The sequence below is a fragment of the Pseudomonas sp. R3-41 genome (assembly GCF_054161485.1).
In genome coordinates this window covers 3,885,712-3,901,232 of the sequence record NZ_CP096421.1, presented here as the reverse complement: position 1 = coordinate 3,901,232, position 15,521 = coordinate 3,885,712, and the positions used below count along the sequence as shown (strand labels likewise).

Here is a 15,521-nt window from a genome sequence, read left to right as displayed (position 1 = left end):
AATGGTTGATCACTCCATGCAATCCTCTGTTTCCCGCAATTCCCGTCGCTGGCTGTTTGGCTTGTTCGTCCTGCTGGTCATCGCAGCGCTGGCCTGGAAGTTCTGGCCCAGTGGCTCGACCGAAAAAAATGGGGCAGGGGAAAAAGCAGCCGCGGGGCATGTGGGACGTTCCGGTAGCATGCGCCCGGGGTTCGGTGGGGCGACGGGGCCTATTCCAGTGCGGGTGGCGCCGGTGGCGACCGGGGACTTCCCGCTGTACTTCAAGGCGCTGGGTACGGTCACGGCCCTCAACACCATCAACGTGCGCAGTCGCGTGGGTGGCGAACTGGTCAAGATCGCCTTCGAAGAGGGGCAAATGGTCAAGGCCGGGGACTTGCTGGCCGAGATCGACCCACGCCCGTACCAGAACGCCTTGCTCCAGGCCGAAGGCACCTTGTTGCAGAACCAGGCCCAGCTGAAAAATGCCCAGGTAGACCTTGAGCGCTATCGCGGCCTGTACGCCGAAGACAGCATTGCCAAGCAGACCCTCGACACCGCCGCGGCGCTGGTGGGCCAGTACCAAGGCACCGTCAAGACCAATCAGGCGGCCGTCAACGACGCCAAGCTAAACCTCGAATTCACCAAGATCCGCGCACCGATTACTGGCCGCGTCGGCTTGCGTCAACTGGACGTCGGCAACCTGGTGTCGGCCAACGACACCACCGCCCTGGCGGTCATCACCCAGACCCAACCCATCAGCGTCGTGTTCACCTTGCCGGAAAACAACCTCGACACGGTGCTCGCCCGTTACCGCAGCGGGGCGAAACTCCCCGTCGAAGCGTGGGATCGCGGCGACGTGAAGCGCCAGGCCAGTGGCGTGTTGCAGAGCCTGGACAACCAGATCGACGTCACCACCGGCACCCTGAAATTCAAGGCCCGCTACGAGAACCGCGACCAGTCGCTGTTCCCTAACCAGTTTGTCAATGTCCACCTGCTGGCCGACACCCTCAAAGGCGTGACCCTGGCGCCGACGGCCGCCATCCAGTTCGGCACCAACGGCACCTTTGTCTATGCCCTGGAAGGTGACAACAAGGTCACCATCAAGAAGCTGAAGATCGGCGCCAGCGACGGCGCCAACACCGTGGTCACCGAAGGCCTGGCCGCCGGCGATCGAGTGGTGCTCGAAGGCACCGATCGCTTGAAGGAAGGCAGCGAAGTGGAAGTGGTCAACGACAGCCAGGACGTTCCCACCACGCCGACCGAGCACCTGCAGGGCAAGTCCGCGGCAGCACCGACTGAGCCGGCCGCGGCCGACAAGGCGAACAAGGGCGGCGCATGAATATCTCGCGACTGTTCATCCTTCGCCCGGTCGCCACCACCCTGAGCATGCTGGCGATCATCCTGGCTGGCCTGATCGCCTATCGGCTGCTGCCGGTGTCGGCGTTGCCCCAGGTCGATTACCCGACCATCCGCGTGATGACCCTGTACCCGGGCGCCAGCCCCGACGTGATGACCAGCGCGGTCACCGCACCCCTGGAGCGGCAGTTCGGGCAGATGCCAGGCCTGACGCAGATGGCCTCCACCAGTTCCGGCGGCGCCTCGGTGATCACCCTGCGCTTCAACCTCGACATCAACATGGACGTCGCCGAGCAGCAGGTGCAGGCCGCCATCAACGCGGCCACCAACCTGCTGCCCACGGACCTGCCGGCGCCGCCGGTGTACAACAAGGTCAACCCGGCCGACACCCCGGTGCTGACCCTGGCGATCACGTCCAAGACCATGCTGCTGCCCAAGCTCAATGACTTGGTGGACACCCGCATGGCGCAGAAAATCGCCCAGATCAGTGGCGTCGGCATGGTCACCATCGCTGGCGGCCAGCGCCAGGCGGTGCGCATCAAGGTCAACCCCGAGGCCCTGGCGGCCAACGGCCTCAACCTGGCGGATGTGCGCACGCTGATCGGTGCGTCCAACGTCAACCAGCCCAAGGGCAATTTCGACGGCCCGACCCGGGTCTCGATGCTCGACGCCAACGACCAGTTGACGTCGCCCAAGGACTACGCCGAACTGATCCTGGCCTACGCCAACGGCGCGCCGTTGCGGCTCAAGGACGTGGCGCAGATCGTCGACGGCGCCGAAAACGAACGCCTTGCCGCCTGGGCCAACGAAAACCAGGCCGTGCTGCTGAACATCCAGCGCCAGCCCGGCGCGAATGTCATCGAGGTGGTGGACCGGATCAAGGCCCTGCTGCCGAGCATTACCGACAACCTGCCGGCCGGCCTGGACGTCACTGTGCTGACCGACCGTACCCAGACCATCCGTGCCTCGGTCACCGATGTGCAGCATGAATTGCTGATCGCCATCGCCCTGGTGGTGATGGTGACGTTCCTGTTCCTGCGTCGCGTCAGTGCCACGATCATTCCGTCGGTGGCCGTGCCGTTGTCGTTGATCGGCACGTTCGGCGTGATGTACCTGGCCGGTTTCTCCATCAACAACCTGACCTTGATGGCCCTGACCATCGCCACCGGTTTCGTGGTGGACGATGCCATCGTCATGCTGGAGAACATCGCCCGTTTCATCGAAGAGGGCGACAGCCCGATGCAGGCTGCGCTCAAGGGCGCGAAGCAGATTGGCTTCACGCTGATTTCCCTGACGCTGTCGCTGATTGCCGTGCTGATCCCGCTGTTGTTCATGGCCGACGTGGTCGGGCGCTTGTTTCGCGAGTTCGCCATCACCCTGGCCGTGGCGATCCTGATTTCCCTGGTGGTGTCCCTGACCCTGACGCCGATGATGTGCGCTCGCTTGCTCAAGCGCGAGCCCAAGGAAGAAGAGCAGGGCCGTTTCTATCGCGCCAGCGGCGCCTGGATCGACTGGCTGATCGCCGCCTACGGGCGCAAGTTGCAATGGGTGCTCAAGCATCAGCCACTGACCCTGCTGGTGGCGGTGGGTAGCCTGGTGCTGACGGTGGTGCTGTATCTGGCCGTGCCCAAGGGCTTTTTCCCGGTACAGGACACCGGGGTCATCCAAGGCATTTCCGAAGCGCCGCAATCGATCTCCTTTGCCGCCATGAGCGAGCGCCAGCAGCTACTGGCCAAGGTGATCCTCGCCGATCCGGCGGTGCAGAGCCTGTCGTCCTACATCGGCGTGGACGGCGATAACGCCACGCTCAACAGCGGGCGCCTGCTGATCAACCTCAAGCCCCATGGCGAGCGGGATGACAGCGCCACCGAAATCATTGCCCGCTTGCAGCCACAACTGGACCGGCTGGTGGGCATTCGCCTGTTCATGCAACCGGTGCAGGACTTGACCATCGAAGACCGGGTCAGCCGTACCCAGTACCAGTTCAGCCTGTCATCGCCGGACGCCGAGTTGCTCAGTCTCTGGAGCGGGCGCCTGGTCGAGGCCCTGGGCCGCCAGCCGGAACTCACCGACGTCGCCAGCGATTTGCAGGACAAGGGCCTGCAGGTCTACCTGGTGATCGACCGCGACGCGGCGTCACGCCTGGGCGTCTCGGTGTCGAACATCACCGATGCGCTGTATGACGCCTTCGGCCAGCGGCAGATTTCCACTATCTACACCCAGGCCAGCCAGTACCGCGTGGTGCTGCAAGCCCAGGCCGGGGAGCGGATCGGTCCGCAGGCGCTGGACCAGATTCACGTCAAGACCACCGATGGCGGGCAGGTGCGGCTGTCGAGCCTGGCCCGGGTCGAAGAGCGTCAGGCTCAGTTGGCGATTGCCCACATTGGTCAGTTTCCCGCGGTGATGATGTCGTTCAACCTCGCGCCGGGGGTGGCCCTGGGGCATGCGGTGGAGGTGATCGAAAAGGTCCAGCGGGACATCGGCATGCCGGTGGGGGTGCAGACCGAATTCCAAGGCGCGGCCCAGGCATTCCAGGCGTCGTTGTCGAGTACCTTGCTGCTGATCCTGGCGGCGGTGGTGACCATGTACATCGTCCTGGGCGTGTTGTACGAAAGCTACATCCACCCGATCACCATCCTTTCCACCTTGCCCTCGGCGGCTATCGGCGCCTTGCTGGCGTTGATCCTCAGCGGCAATGACCTGGGCATGATCGCGATCATCGGCATCATCCTGCTGATCGGCATCGTCAAGAAAAACGCGATCATGATGATCGACTTCGCCCTCGACGCCGAACGCAACCAGGGCATGGACCCGCAGACGGCGATCTACCAGGCGGCGTTGCTGCGCTTCCGCCCGATCCTGATGACCACCCTGGCGGCGTTGTTCGGTGCCGTACCGCTGATGCTCGCCACCGGTTCCGGCGCCGAGCTGCGCCAACCCCTGGGTCTGGTAATGGTGGGCGGGTTGTTGGTGAGCCAGGTCTTGACGTTGTTCACCACGCCGGTGATCTACCTGTATTTCGATCGACTGGGGCGCCGGTTTGCCAGGCCTGAGGCGGATGAGGTGCGGGTATGACCGCTTCCCTGGAATGTAGCGGGCTTTTGTGGCGAGGGAGCTTGCTCCCGCTGGGCTGTGGGAGCAAAGCTTGCTCGCGAAACAGACGCCTCGATTCTGCGAGACGGCATCGCCTTCATCGCGGGCAAGCCTTGCTCCCACATAGCGGGAGCAAGCTCCCTTGCCACAAAAGCCTGTCCGTTGAAGCAAGGGGCTGTGGCCGATGAACCTCTCCGGCCCCTTCATCCGCCGCCCGGTAGCAACCATGCTCCTGAGCTTCGCGATCATGCTGCTCGGCGGCGTGTGCTTCGGCCTGCTGCCGGTCTCGCCCCTGCCGCAAATGGATTTCCCGGTGATCGTGGTCCAGGCCAACCTGCCAGGCGCCAGCCCCGAGGTGATGGCTTCGACGGTGGCCACGCCGCTGGAGCGTTCCTTCGGCGCCATCGCCGGGGTCAACACCATGAGCAGCCGTTCCAGCCAGGGCTCCACGCGGGTCATCCTGCAATTCGACCTGGACCGCGACATCAACGGCGCGGCCCGGGAGGTGCAGGCGGCCATCAATGCCTCGCGCAACCTGTTGCCCAGCGGCATGCGCAGCATGCCCACCTATAAGAAGGTCAACCCGTCCCAGGCGCCGATCATGGTGCTGTCGCTGACCTCGGATGTGTTGGAAAAAGGCCAGCTCTACGACTTGGCGTCGACCATCCTGTCCCAGAGCCTGTCCCAGGTGTCGGGCGTGGGTGAGGTGCAGATCGGTGGCAGCTCGTTGCCGGCGGTGCGCATCGAACTGGAGCCGCAGTTGCTCAATCAGTACGGCGTGGCCCTGGACGATGTGCGCACCGCCATTGCCAATAGCAACGTGCGCCGGCCCAAGGGCTCGGTGGAGGACGACCGGCGCATGTGGCAAGTCCAGGCCAACGACCAGTTGGAAAAGGCCAAGGACTACGAAACGCTGGTGATCCGTTACCAGGATGGCTCGGTGCTGCGGCTCAAGGACGTGGCGAAAGTCACCGACAGCGTCGAGGACCGTTACAACAGCGGTTTCTTCAACGACGATGCCGCCGTATTGCTGGTGATCAACCGCCAGGCCGGCGCCAACATCATCGAGACGGTCAACGAGATCAAGGCGCAACTGCCGGCGTTACAGGCGGTGCTGCCGGCCAGCGTCAAGCTGAACCTGGCGATGGACCGCTCGCCCGTGATCAAGGCCACCCTGCATGAAGCGGAAATGACCTTGCTGATCGCCGTGGCCCTGGTGGTGCTGGTGGTGTTCCTGTTCCTCGGCAACTTCCGCGCTTCGCTGATCCCGACCCTGGCGGTGCCGGTGTCGCTGGTGGGCACGTTTGCGGTGATGTACCTGTACGGGTTTTCCCTGAACAACCTGTCGCTGATGGCGTTGATCCTGGCGACCGGGTTGGTGGTGGACGACGCCATCGTGGTGCTGGAGAACATTTCCCGGCACATCGACGAAGGTGTGCCACCGATGCAGGCGGCGTACCGGGGGGCGGAGGAGGTGGGCTTCACCTTGCTGTCGATGAACGTCTCGCTGGTGGCGGTGTTCCTGTCGATCCTGTTCATGGGCGGCATCGTCGAGAGCCTGTTCCGTGAATTTTCCATCACCCTGGCGGCGTCCATCGTGGTGTCGCTGGTGGTCTCGCTGACCCTCACGCCGATGCTTTGCGCCCGCTGGCTCAAGCCCCATGTGCCCGGGCAGGAAAACCGCTTGCAGCGTTGGAGCCAGGGGGTCAATGAACGGATGGTCCGTGGTTACGCCACCAGCCTGGATTGGGTGCTGCGCCATCGACGCCTGACCTTGCTGAGCCTGCTGGTGACCATCGGCGTGAACGTCGCGTTGTATGTGGTGGTGCCGAAGACCTTCATGCCCCAGCAGGACACCGGCCAACTGATCGGTTTTGTCCGTGGCGACGATGGGCTGTCGTTCGGCGTGATGCAGCCGAAGATGGAAATCTTCCGCCGCGCCGTGCTCAAGGACGAGGCCGTGCAAAGCGTTGCCGGCTTCATTGGCGGCAACAACGGCACCAACAACGCGTTCATGCTGGTGCGTCTCAAGCCGATCAAGGAACGTAATATTTCCGCGCAAAAGGTCATCGAGCGCCTGCGTAAGGAAATGCCCAAGGTTCCCGGTGCCCAATTGATGTTGATGGCCGACCAGGACCTGCAGTTCGGTGGCGGTCGCGAGCAGACCACCTCCCAATATTCCTACATCCTGCAAAGCGCCGACCTGGCGTCGCTGCGCACCTGGTACCCCAAGGTCGTGGCGGCCTTCCGGGCGTTGCCGGAGCTGACCGCCATCGACGCCCGCGACGGTGGCGGGGCGCAGCAGGTGACGCTGGTGGTGGACCGCGACCAGGCCAAGCGCCTGGGCATCGACATGGACATGGTCACGGCGGTGCTCAACAACGCCTACAGCCAACGACAGATTTCCACCATCTACGACAGCCTCAACCAGTACCAGGTGGTGATGGAGGTCAATCCCAAGTATGCCCAGGACCCGAGCACCCTCGAACAGGTCCAGGTGATCACCGCCGATGGCGCGCGGGTACCGCTGTCGGCCATTGCCCATTACGAGAACAGCCTGGAGGACGACCGGGTCAGCCATGAAGGCCAGTTCGCCTCCGAGGGCATCTCCTTCGACATGGCCGAAGGCGTGACGGTGGAGCAGGGCACTGCGGCCATCGAGCGGACGATCGCCAAGCTCGGGATGCCCGAGGATGTCATCGTGAAAATGGCTGGCACCGCCGACGCGTTCGCCGCCACCCAGAAGAGCCAGCCGTTCATGATTTTGGGCGCGTTGCTCGCGGTGTACCTGGTGCTGGGGGTGCTGTATGAAAGCTACATTCATCCGCTGACCATTCTGTCCACCTTGCCTTCGGCCGGGGTCGGCGCGTTGCTGTCGATCTACGCGCTGGGCAGCGAGTTCAGCCTGATCTCGTTGTTGGGGCTGTTCCTGCTGATCGGTGTGGTGAAGAAAAATGCCATCCTGATGATCGATCTGGCCTTGCAACTGGAGCGTGCCGGGCAGACGCCGCTGGAGTCGATCCGCAGCGCTTGCCTGCTGCGGTTGCGACCGATCCTGATGACCACGCTGGCGGCGATCCTTGGCGCCTTGCCGTTGCTGCTCGGCGCCGCCGAAGGCTCGGAAATGCGCCAGCCGCTGGGCCTGACCATCATCGGGGGGCTGGTGTTCAGCCAGGTCCTGACCCTCTACACCACGCCAGTGGTTTACCTTTATCTCGACAAGCTGCGCCATCGCTTCAACCGCTGGCGTGGCGTGCGCACTGATGCTGCCCTGGAAACTCCGCTATGACCGACCGTTCGCCTTTCAATCTTGCCGCCGTGCTGGCGACCGCCCGTGGCTCGCGGGTGCTGAGCCTGGCGCTGTGCGTGGCGATGCTCAGCGCCTGCGCCATCGGCCCGGATTACCAGCGTCCCGCGGCCGCCGCCCCGGTGCAGTACAAGGAGGCCCAGGGCTGGCGCCAGGCCAACCCCAGCGATGCGATGGCCCGGGGCGCCTGGTGGGAGCTGTACGGCGATGCGCAACTCAATGGCCTGGTGGACAAGCTCAATGCATCCAACCAGACCGTGGCCCAGGCCGAAGCCCAGTACCGGCAGGCCCGGGCGCTGGTGCGTAATGCCCGTGGCGCCTTTTTCCCCACCGTGGACCTGACCGTTGGCAAGACGCGCTCCAGCCAGGGCACCGGTAGCAGCAGTTCAAGCCTGAGCAGTTCGTCCAGCGGCATTCGCGACACCTACAGCGCCCAGGCCGGCGTCAGTTGGGAGGCGGATGTGTGGGGCAAGTTGCGCCGCACCCTGGAAGCCGACGAGGCGAGTGCCCAAGCCAGTTTCGCCGACCTGGCGGCGATGCGCCTGAGCCAGCAATCGGAACTGGTGCAGAATTACTTGCAGTTGCGGGTGATCGACGAACAGAAGCGCTTGTTGCAGACCACCGTCGACAACTACCAGCGCTCCCTGAAAATGACCGAAAACCAGTACCGCGCCGGGGTGTCCGGCAAGGACGCGGTGGCCCAGGCGCAGAATCAGCTCAAGACCACCCAGGGCGACCTGATCGACCTGATCTGGCAACGGGCCCAGTTTGAAAATGCCATCGCCGTGCTCATCGGCCTGCCACCGGCCGAATTCAACCTGGCTGAGACCCAAGACATCCCGACACTGCCACAAATCCCGGTGGCGCTGCCCTCGCAACTGCTCGAACGCCGGCCAGACATCGCCTCGGCAGAGCGCTCGGTGATGGCCGCCAACGCCAACATCGGCGTCGCCAAGGCTGCGTATTACCCGGACCTGACCCTGAGCCTCAGCGGCGGCTACAGCAGCAGCACCTATGACAACTGGGTGAGCGTGCCGAACCGCTTCTGGTCGGTAGGCCCGCAGCTGGCGATGACACTGTTCGATGGCGGCCAGCGTTCGGCCGAGGTCGACCGCACCGTCGCGATCTATGACCAGACCGTCGCCACCTACCGCCAGACCGTGCTCGACGGCCTGCGGGAGGTGGAGAACTACATGATCCAGCTCAAGGTGCTGGAAGACGAAGCCCGCGTGCGCCAGGAAGCCCTGGACGCCGCCCGGGAATCCCTGCGCCTGACGCAGAACCAGTACAGGGCCGGGCTGATTGCCTACCTCGACGTCGTGACTGTCCAGGCCACGGCGCTGAGCAACGAACGCAGCGTGCTGAGCCTGCAACAGAGCCGCTTGATTGCCAGTGTGCAATTGATTGCGGCGCTGGGCGGGGGCTGGGATGGGCAGTTGCAGGCGGACGAAAAGCCCTGAGTGATTGGGTAGCGCCGCAAGGTGCTTTTGTGGCGAGGGAGCTTGCTCCCGCTTGAGTGCGCAGCGCTCATAAAGTAGGGGACTGCTACGCAGTCCAGCGGGAGCAAGCTCCCTCGCCACAGAGTTAATGGCTGTCAAACAGTCCCGCTTTTGGCCGATGCACTGCCTACGTGCCATCGCGATGGCTTGTTATAGTTCACGCCTCTTTTCAGCCGGTAAAGGATCACTGCCATGTCGCAATACCAAGCGTTCAACGTCGAACTTGCAGACAACATCGCCCATGTGCAGATCAATCGGCCAGAAAAGATCAACGCGATGAACGCTGCCTTCTGGCGCGAGATCATCGAGATCTTCCAATGGATCGACGACACCGATGAAGCGCGGGTGGTGGTGCTCAGCGGTGCCGGCAAGCATTTTTCCTCCGGCATCGACCTGATGATGCTGGCAGGCGTGGCCAACGAACTGGGCAAGGACGTGGGGCGCAATGCGCGGTTGCTGCGGCGCAAGATCCTGCAACTGCAAGCCTCGTTCAATGCCGTGGACAATTGCCGCAAGCCGGTACTCGCGGCCATCCAGGGCTATTGCCTGGGAGGTGCCATTGACCTGATCTCTGCTTGCGACATGCGTTATGCCGCCGAGGACGCCCAATTCTCCATCAAGGAAATCGATATCGGCATGGCCGCCGATGTTGGCACATTGCAACGCTTGCCGAGGATCGTCGGGGACGGCATGCTGCGTGAACTCGCTTATACGGGGCGCACTTTTGGTGCCGACGAAGCGCGCAGCATCGGCCTGGTCAATCGTGTCTACAGCGACTCCGCCAGCCTGCTCGACGGTGTGATGGGCATTGCCCGGGACATCGCCGCCAAGTCGCCGATTGCCGTGACCGGCACCAAGGCAATGATCAGCTACATGCGCGACCACAGCATCGATGACGGCCTGGAATACGTCGCCACCTGGAACGCCGCCATGTTGCAATCGACCGACCTGCGCGTGGCCATGGCCGCCCATATGAGCAAACAGAAACCCGAATTTCTGGATTGACTGACCATGATTTCACGCTGGACCACCGCAGTACTCGACACCGACGTTCCCGGCGGCTGGGCCGTGGCTCGTAGCCCGGAAGGTTTTCTGTTCGATGACAACGGCGCGCTGTTTCCCCGCGACTGGCTCAAGCGCCAGGACCTGTCGATCCTCGCCGAACATGGCATCGGTCACCTGGATGGCGAGCCGGTCTACCTGCTGGAATTGCACAGCCCGCTGGACATCCCCGGCTGCAACTGGAAAGGCCTGCGGGCGTTCATGCTCGAGGACGACCACACGCTGTACAAGGTGTTGGGTTATGCGGCGCAGATCGGCACCTGGGCCCGGGAACATCGCTTCTGTGGCAGTTGCGGCAAGCGCATGAACCAGATCCCACTGGAGCGGGCGATGTATTGTGATGCCTGCGACCTGCGTCACTATCCGCGAATTTCACCGAGCATGATCGTGTTGATTACCCGCGGCGATGAAGTCCTGCTGGCCCGTTCGCCGCGTTTTGTCACGGGTGTCTACAGTACCCTGGCGGGGTTTGCCGAGCCCGGCGAGTCGGCCGAGGACTGCCTGGTCCGCGAGGTGCGTGAAGAAGTCAGTATCGAGGTGAAGAACATCCAGTACATGGGCAGCCAGTGCTGGCCGTTTCCCCATTCGATGATGCTCGGTTTCCACGCTGAATATGCCAGCGGCGATATCGTGCCCCAGGAAGATGAGATCGAGGACGCCCAATGGTTCAACGTCCACGACCTGCCACCGTTGCCGGCCTCGCGCTCGATCGCCCGCTACCTGATCGACCTGTATGTGGCGCGGCGCTTAGGCCACGCTGAACCAGTGCTGCCAGGCTAGGCGCACGGTCAAGCCCAGCACCACGGTGATGAACACTGGTCGGATGAACTTCGCGCCGCCGCTGATGGCGGTGCGAGCGCCGAAGAACGCGCCGACCATCACCGACAGGCCCATGCTCAGGCCGATGATCCAGTCTACCTGCCCGGAAAAAATGAACACCGACAGCGCCGCGATGTTGCTGACAAAGTTCATGCTGCGGGCCACGCCACTGGCCTTGACCAGGTCGATGGGGTAGAGCAGCAGGCTGCTGACGGTCCAGAACGCACCGGTACCCGGCCCGGCCACGCCGTCGTAGAAACCGAGGCTGAAACCCTGGGATGACTGCCACGTCTTCTTGATTGGCGCATCGCTGTCCAGCGGCGCCTTGGGCGTGCCGCCAAACAACAGGTACAGGCCGCAGGCGAAGACGATCACCGGCAACATCTTGTTCAGCCACTCGGCTGGCAGGTAGTGGGCGACGATGGCGCCGGCCAGGGCGCCGACCAGTGTGCCGATGAGGGCATGGGTCCATTGCCTTGGGTGGAACAACTTGCGCTTGTAGAACGTGAAGCTGGCCGTCGCCGAGCCAAAGGTGGAACTGAGTTTGTTGGTCCCCAGGACCAGGTGCGGTGGCAAACCCGCAGTCAGCAGCGCTGGCGTGGTCAATAGCCCACCGCCCCCGGCAATGGCATCGATAAAACCGGCAATGAAGGCGACAACGGCGAGGATAGCGAGGGTAGTGAGGTCAACGCTGAGTTCGAAAGGCATGGAATGGGCTTATTTTGGCAGGACGCAGAAGGGCTGCGGGAAGGCCGGTATGTTACCCATAATGGTGCAGGGCTGCGACTGCCTAAGGCCTGTGACATTCCCGTGGCGAGGGAGCTTGCTCCCGCTGGGTTGCGTAGCAACCCCAAAATTCCATTCAGTGCACCCACACCGAGTCGCTTGCTTCAGGGCTGCTTCGCAGCCAGCGGGAGCAAGTTCCCTCGCCACAGATTCGATCGTCACTCCGGCCGAAACACCGCTCGCAGGCAGTTCTGCGTCTTCTCCTTGAACATCGAATAACCTTCCACCGACTGCTCCAGTCCCATCGGATGGGTCAGCAGATAGGACGGGTCCAGCTCACCTTTCTGGATGTGCTCGAACAACCGTCCCACGTAACGCTGTCCAGGCTGTTGACCGGAGCGCAGGGTCAGGGATTTATTGACGATGGCGCCCATGGGGAATTTGTCCAGCAGGCCGCCATACACACCGACCACCGACACGGTGCCGCCTTTGCGACAGGCGCGGATCGACTGGCGCAGCACCGTCCCGCGTTCGGTGTGCAGACGCATCATTTGCTTGGTCTTGTCGTAGAAATAGTCGATCTCTGTGCCATGGGCCTCCATGCCCACGCAGTCGATGCAGCGATCCGGGCCCCGGCCACCGGTCAGTTCCAGCAAGGCGGCATGCACGTCAGTGGTTTCATAGTTAAGGGCGATGGCACCGGCCTTTTCTTCCGCCAATTGCAAGCGATCAGGCAGGCGGTCGATGGCAATCACCCGTTCGGCCCCCAGCAGATAGGCACTGGCAATCGCCATCAACCCGACCCCGCCGCAACCCCATACCGCCACGGTATCGCCCCGTTGGATGTCGGCGTTATCGGCGGCGAAATAACCAGTGGGCACCGCGTCGGAGACGAATACCGCCTGTTCGTCAGTGACGCCCTCGGGGATCTTGAACAGGTTGACGTCGGCGAACGGCACGCGGATATAGGTTGCGTGACTGCCGGCATAACCGCCAAACGCATGGCTGTAGCCGATGATGCCGCACGCCGGTTGGCCGTAGGCGATGTCCGTTGCGCTGGGATTGGGGTTGGAGTTGTCGCAGCAGGAAAAATCCGAGCGCCTGCAATGTTCGCATTCTCCGCAACCGATGATCGAAACGGTGACAACCCGGTCGCCTTTGCCGAAAGACCTGACGGCCGAGCCGATCTCCACGACTTCACCCATGAATTCATGGCCAATGATGTCGCCGGCCTGCATGGTCGGCACATAGCCGCCCAGCAAATGCAGGTCTGACCCGCACACCGACGACATCTGCACCCGCACGATCGCGTCGCGGGGATTGAGGATGGACGGATCATCGACGGTTTCAACTTGTAGCTTGTTCGGGCCTTGCCAAGTCAATGCGCGCATCAGGCGTTACCTCCAGTCGAAGGCGTTTGGGCGGATGTGTGAGGGGCCTCTGTGGCCGGATGAACGAACAGGAAGTCCTTCGTGCCGGCGGCGTGCATGCGATTGGTGCTCACCTCGCCGGTTTCCAGTTGTTGCTTGATGCTGCGCAGCAGGTGCAGCAAGGCTTTGTCCGAGAACTTGGAAATCGCCGCGGCCAAGGCATAACCGGCGGCACCGAGGGGCGCCTGGCAGGCGACGATGACCTTCAACTGCGTGCCACGGCCGGCCGGCGCATCGCTGAAGTGCATCTGGATGTCATGCTTGAATCGTGTCTCCGGGCCGGCAGTCCAGTGCAGCTTGCGGCCGTCCTTGGGCTCGTCCTGTTGGATGTCACAGTGCAGGGTCTTGTCCATCGGGCCGTGGGCGATCCAGCGGTAAGTGCCTTCACCGGTTTGTTCGATGGCATCGACCCAGGGCACCAGCGCACCCAGGTTGCCCGGGTTGCGACAGAACGCGAAGACCTCTTCCCTGGGTTTGCCCACGGTAATGCTGCGAGAAATGACTTTGCTGCCGCTCCAGTCCCGATCCTGTTCAAAGGCTTGTTCGAACGGACTATGGGCCAGCGCGTGCTTGATCCTGCATGTGCCTGAATAGCCGCGCCAGGCGGCACAGGCGCCGAGCAGCACCTGCGGCCAGCCCTGGAACCCACCTTGGCGTAGGCCATTAGCGATCAACAAGGTGCCGGCCAGTAGCGATACGGCACGTTCCGGCGTGCCGAGATTGGGGTGCGACGGGGTCGGCACCGTAGCCCGGCTCGCAACCAGTTGGGGTCGTTCAGACATGATGGTTTCCTCATTCTCCAGGGGCGACATAAGGAATGAACCGAGGGGAGGCGCGGTTGTTCCATCAACGTACGGGCTTTCCGATGAGGCGAATCCTGGCGCTACGGTTCAAGCGTTCGCCAGGGCAGTCCGGGATTCGCCAGCAGGTTTGGCCAGGGAAGGGCAGGCCGACCGTTCGACGATTTTTTTTTGAAATCAAGGGGTTGTCAGCCTAGGCAAATGAGTACATAATTGCGCCCATCGAACGCACTGGGACGTAAAAAATCTCAATGTTTTCAAGGAGATAGCGCTGGGTAAGTGCCCTGTTTCCTGACCAGGTTTGTACCGCGGTTGATGTTGCGACATCGCATCAAGCGTCTTGAGGCCGAATAGCAAAATGGTTATGCAGTGGATTGCAAATCCACCTACGCCGGTTCGATTCCGACTTCGGCCTCCACTATTAAAAAGCTCTGTAGATCTATGATTTACAGAGCTTTTTTATTTTCGAAGCATTGAAAGGTTTTGTCTTGAAAAGGGCATAAGCTGCCTTGCTTCAAAGAGGAGGGATGTATATATTCCCCCTCTTGCTGCACCAGCCAGGCCATCGGATTCTGCCGATGCCCCCAAGGCTAACCGCGCTACCGCCCGAATGGCGAAACTGGTAGACGCATGGGACTTAAAATCCCCCGCTCGTAAGGGCGTGCCGGTTCGATTCCGGCTTCGGGCACCATCTAAAATCAAGGGTTTGCGGGCGAAAGCTGATGCAAACCCTTGTTTGTTTCCGCTGCTTTAAACTGCCGAAGAAACGGAGCCCAGCCTCCGGGTATTTTCATGGGCAAACCTCTACACTCGGCGTTGAGATTAGCAAGGTGTGGCCAGGCGGTATCTTCCGTCCAGGCCAGCCCGGTGCGCTAATCCTTTGACCATGGAGAGGTATCAAGTGAAAACAATCGCAACGATGAGCCTGTTGGCCTTGATGAGCAGCGGCGCCGCATACGCTGGGGAGACAACGTCCGCCGATGGGAAAACCCTTGCCGTCAGCTTTGGCGAGCCGACCGTCAAGCAAGTGCTGCACTATCGGAAAATGTACGACAAGAAGCCCTTTCCCGATGCGGAAATTTATTACTACAGCAACGGTTTGTACAAAATCATCTCCCAGGGAGAGAACCACTACGGCGTCTACGTCTTGCAGGGTCAATACACTGACGAGACCTACACGGTGAAGTTTATCTCCCTGCCTTCCCCGGACTGGGGAAATAAAACTGCGTTTCACCAGCTCACCTTCATTCGAGGTGATGGGCAGAACGTGTTTATCCAGAACGCGATTGTCGACACTGGCGAGGCCATAGCGCAGCAGAACGGGACCTATACGCAGGAAAAGAACACGGTGCTCAATCCCATCAGTACCGCTTGGCGCAAGCAGTGAATCCGGCGTAAAAAATCTGTTTACCAGCCTAAACAATAGGTTGTGTGAGTATTCTCATGCAAC

At 62.0% G+C, this 15,521-nt stretch carries 10 protein-coding genes and 2 tRNA genes; 9 read left to right on the top strand and 3 right to left on the bottom strand.

What is annotated here, in order from left to right; all coding sequences use genetic code 11:
* Position 1: 1 nt before the first annotated feature.
* From M1D99_RS17085 to nudC, 6 genes are all read left to right on the top strand, one after another.
* Entirely contained in the window at positions 2-1,318 is a 1,317-nt protein-coding gene (locus M1D99_RS17085; RefSeq protein ID WP_458130485.1) for an MdtA/MuxA family multidrug efflux RND transporter periplasmic adaptor subunit, read from the top strand.
* Positions 1,315-4,410 carry an MdtB/MuxB family multidrug efflux RND transporter permease subunit gene (locus M1D99_RS17080; protein ID WP_458130484.1) on the top strand — a complete coding sequence of 1,032 codons (3,096 nt, stop codon included), beginning with the start codon at positions 1,315-1,317 and terminating at the stop codon, positions 4,408-4,410. The genes M1D99_RS17085 and M1D99_RS17080 overlap by 4 nt, the downstream gene beginning before the upstream one ends.
* 202 nt (positions 4,411-4,612) lie before the next feature.
* Positions 4,613-7,717, top strand: coding sequence for an efflux RND transporter permease subunit (locus tag M1D99_RS17075; RefSeq protein ID WP_186705744.1), 3,105 nt, complete (start codon positions 4,613-4,615; stop codon positions 7,715-7,717).
* Positions 7,714-9,195 (top strand): efflux transporter outer membrane subunit, encoded by a 1,482-nt coding sequence (locus M1D99_RS17070; protein WP_458130483.1) that lies wholly within the window; start codon positions 7,714-7,716, stop codon positions 9,193-9,195. The genes M1D99_RS17075 and M1D99_RS17070 overlap by 4 nt, the downstream gene beginning before the upstream one ends.
* A gap of 231 nt (positions 9,196-9,426) precedes the next feature.
* Positions 9,427-10,239 (top strand): crotonase/enoyl-CoA hydratase family protein, encoded by an 813-nt coding sequence (locus tag M1D99_RS17065; protein ID WP_186705742.1) that lies wholly within the window; start codon positions 9,427-9,429, stop codon positions 10,237-10,239.
* 6 nt (positions 10,240-10,245) lie between these two features.
* Complete coding sequence (gene nudC, locus M1D99_RS17060) at positions 10,246-11,076, top strand: NAD(+) diphosphatase (protein ID WP_458130482.1); 831 nt, start codon at positions 10,246-10,248, stop codon at positions 11,074-11,076.
* On the opposite strand, the gene M1D99_RS17055 is transcribed toward nudC, so the two are convergent.
* The 3 genes from M1D99_RS17055 to M1D99_RS17045 form a co-directional block, all read right to left on the bottom strand.
* Positions 11,044-11,823: a TSUP family transporter gene (locus M1D99_RS17055; RefSeq protein WP_458130481.1), complete on the bottom strand. Its 780-nt coding sequence runs from the start codon at positions 11,821-11,823 to the stop codon at positions 11,044-11,046. The genes nudC and M1D99_RS17055 overlap by 33 nt on opposite strands.
* 236 nt (positions 11,824-12,059) lie before the next feature.
* On the bottom strand, positions 12,060-13,232 hold the full coding sequence (locus M1D99_RS17050) for a zinc-dependent alcohol dehydrogenase (protein WP_434570584.1): 1,173 nt from the start codon (positions 13,230-13,232) through the stop codon (positions 12,060-12,062).
* Positions 13,232-14,053 carry an SRPBCC family protein gene (locus M1D99_RS17045; RefSeq protein WP_458130480.1) on the bottom strand — a complete coding sequence of 274 codons (822 nt, stop codon included), beginning with the start codon at positions 14,051-14,053 and terminating at the stop codon, positions 13,232-13,234. The genes M1D99_RS17050 and M1D99_RS17045 overlap by 1 nt, the downstream gene beginning before the upstream one ends.
* A 362-nt stretch (positions 14,054-14,415) precedes the next feature.
* On the opposite strand from M1D99_RS17045, the gene M1D99_RS17040 reads away from it, so the two are divergent.
* The 3 genes from M1D99_RS17040 to M1D99_RS17030 all read left to right on the top strand — a co-directional run bounded on the left by M1D99_RS17040 (position 14,416) and on the right by M1D99_RS17030 (position 15,458).
* Positions 14,416-14,489: transfer RNA gene (locus M1D99_RS17040), tRNA-Cys, on the top strand.
* Positions 14,490-14,675: 186 nt separating this feature from the next.
* A tRNA-Leu gene (locus M1D99_RS17035) sits at positions 14,676-14,762 on the top strand.
* A 228-nt stretch (positions 14,763-14,990) separates the two neighbouring features.
* A complete protein-coding gene (locus M1D99_RS17030; protein ID WP_434576518.1) occupies positions 14,991-15,458 on the top strand; it encodes a hypothetical protein in 468 nt (155 codons plus the stop codon).
* The last annotated feature ends 63 nt before the right edge of the window (positions 15,459-15,521 follow it).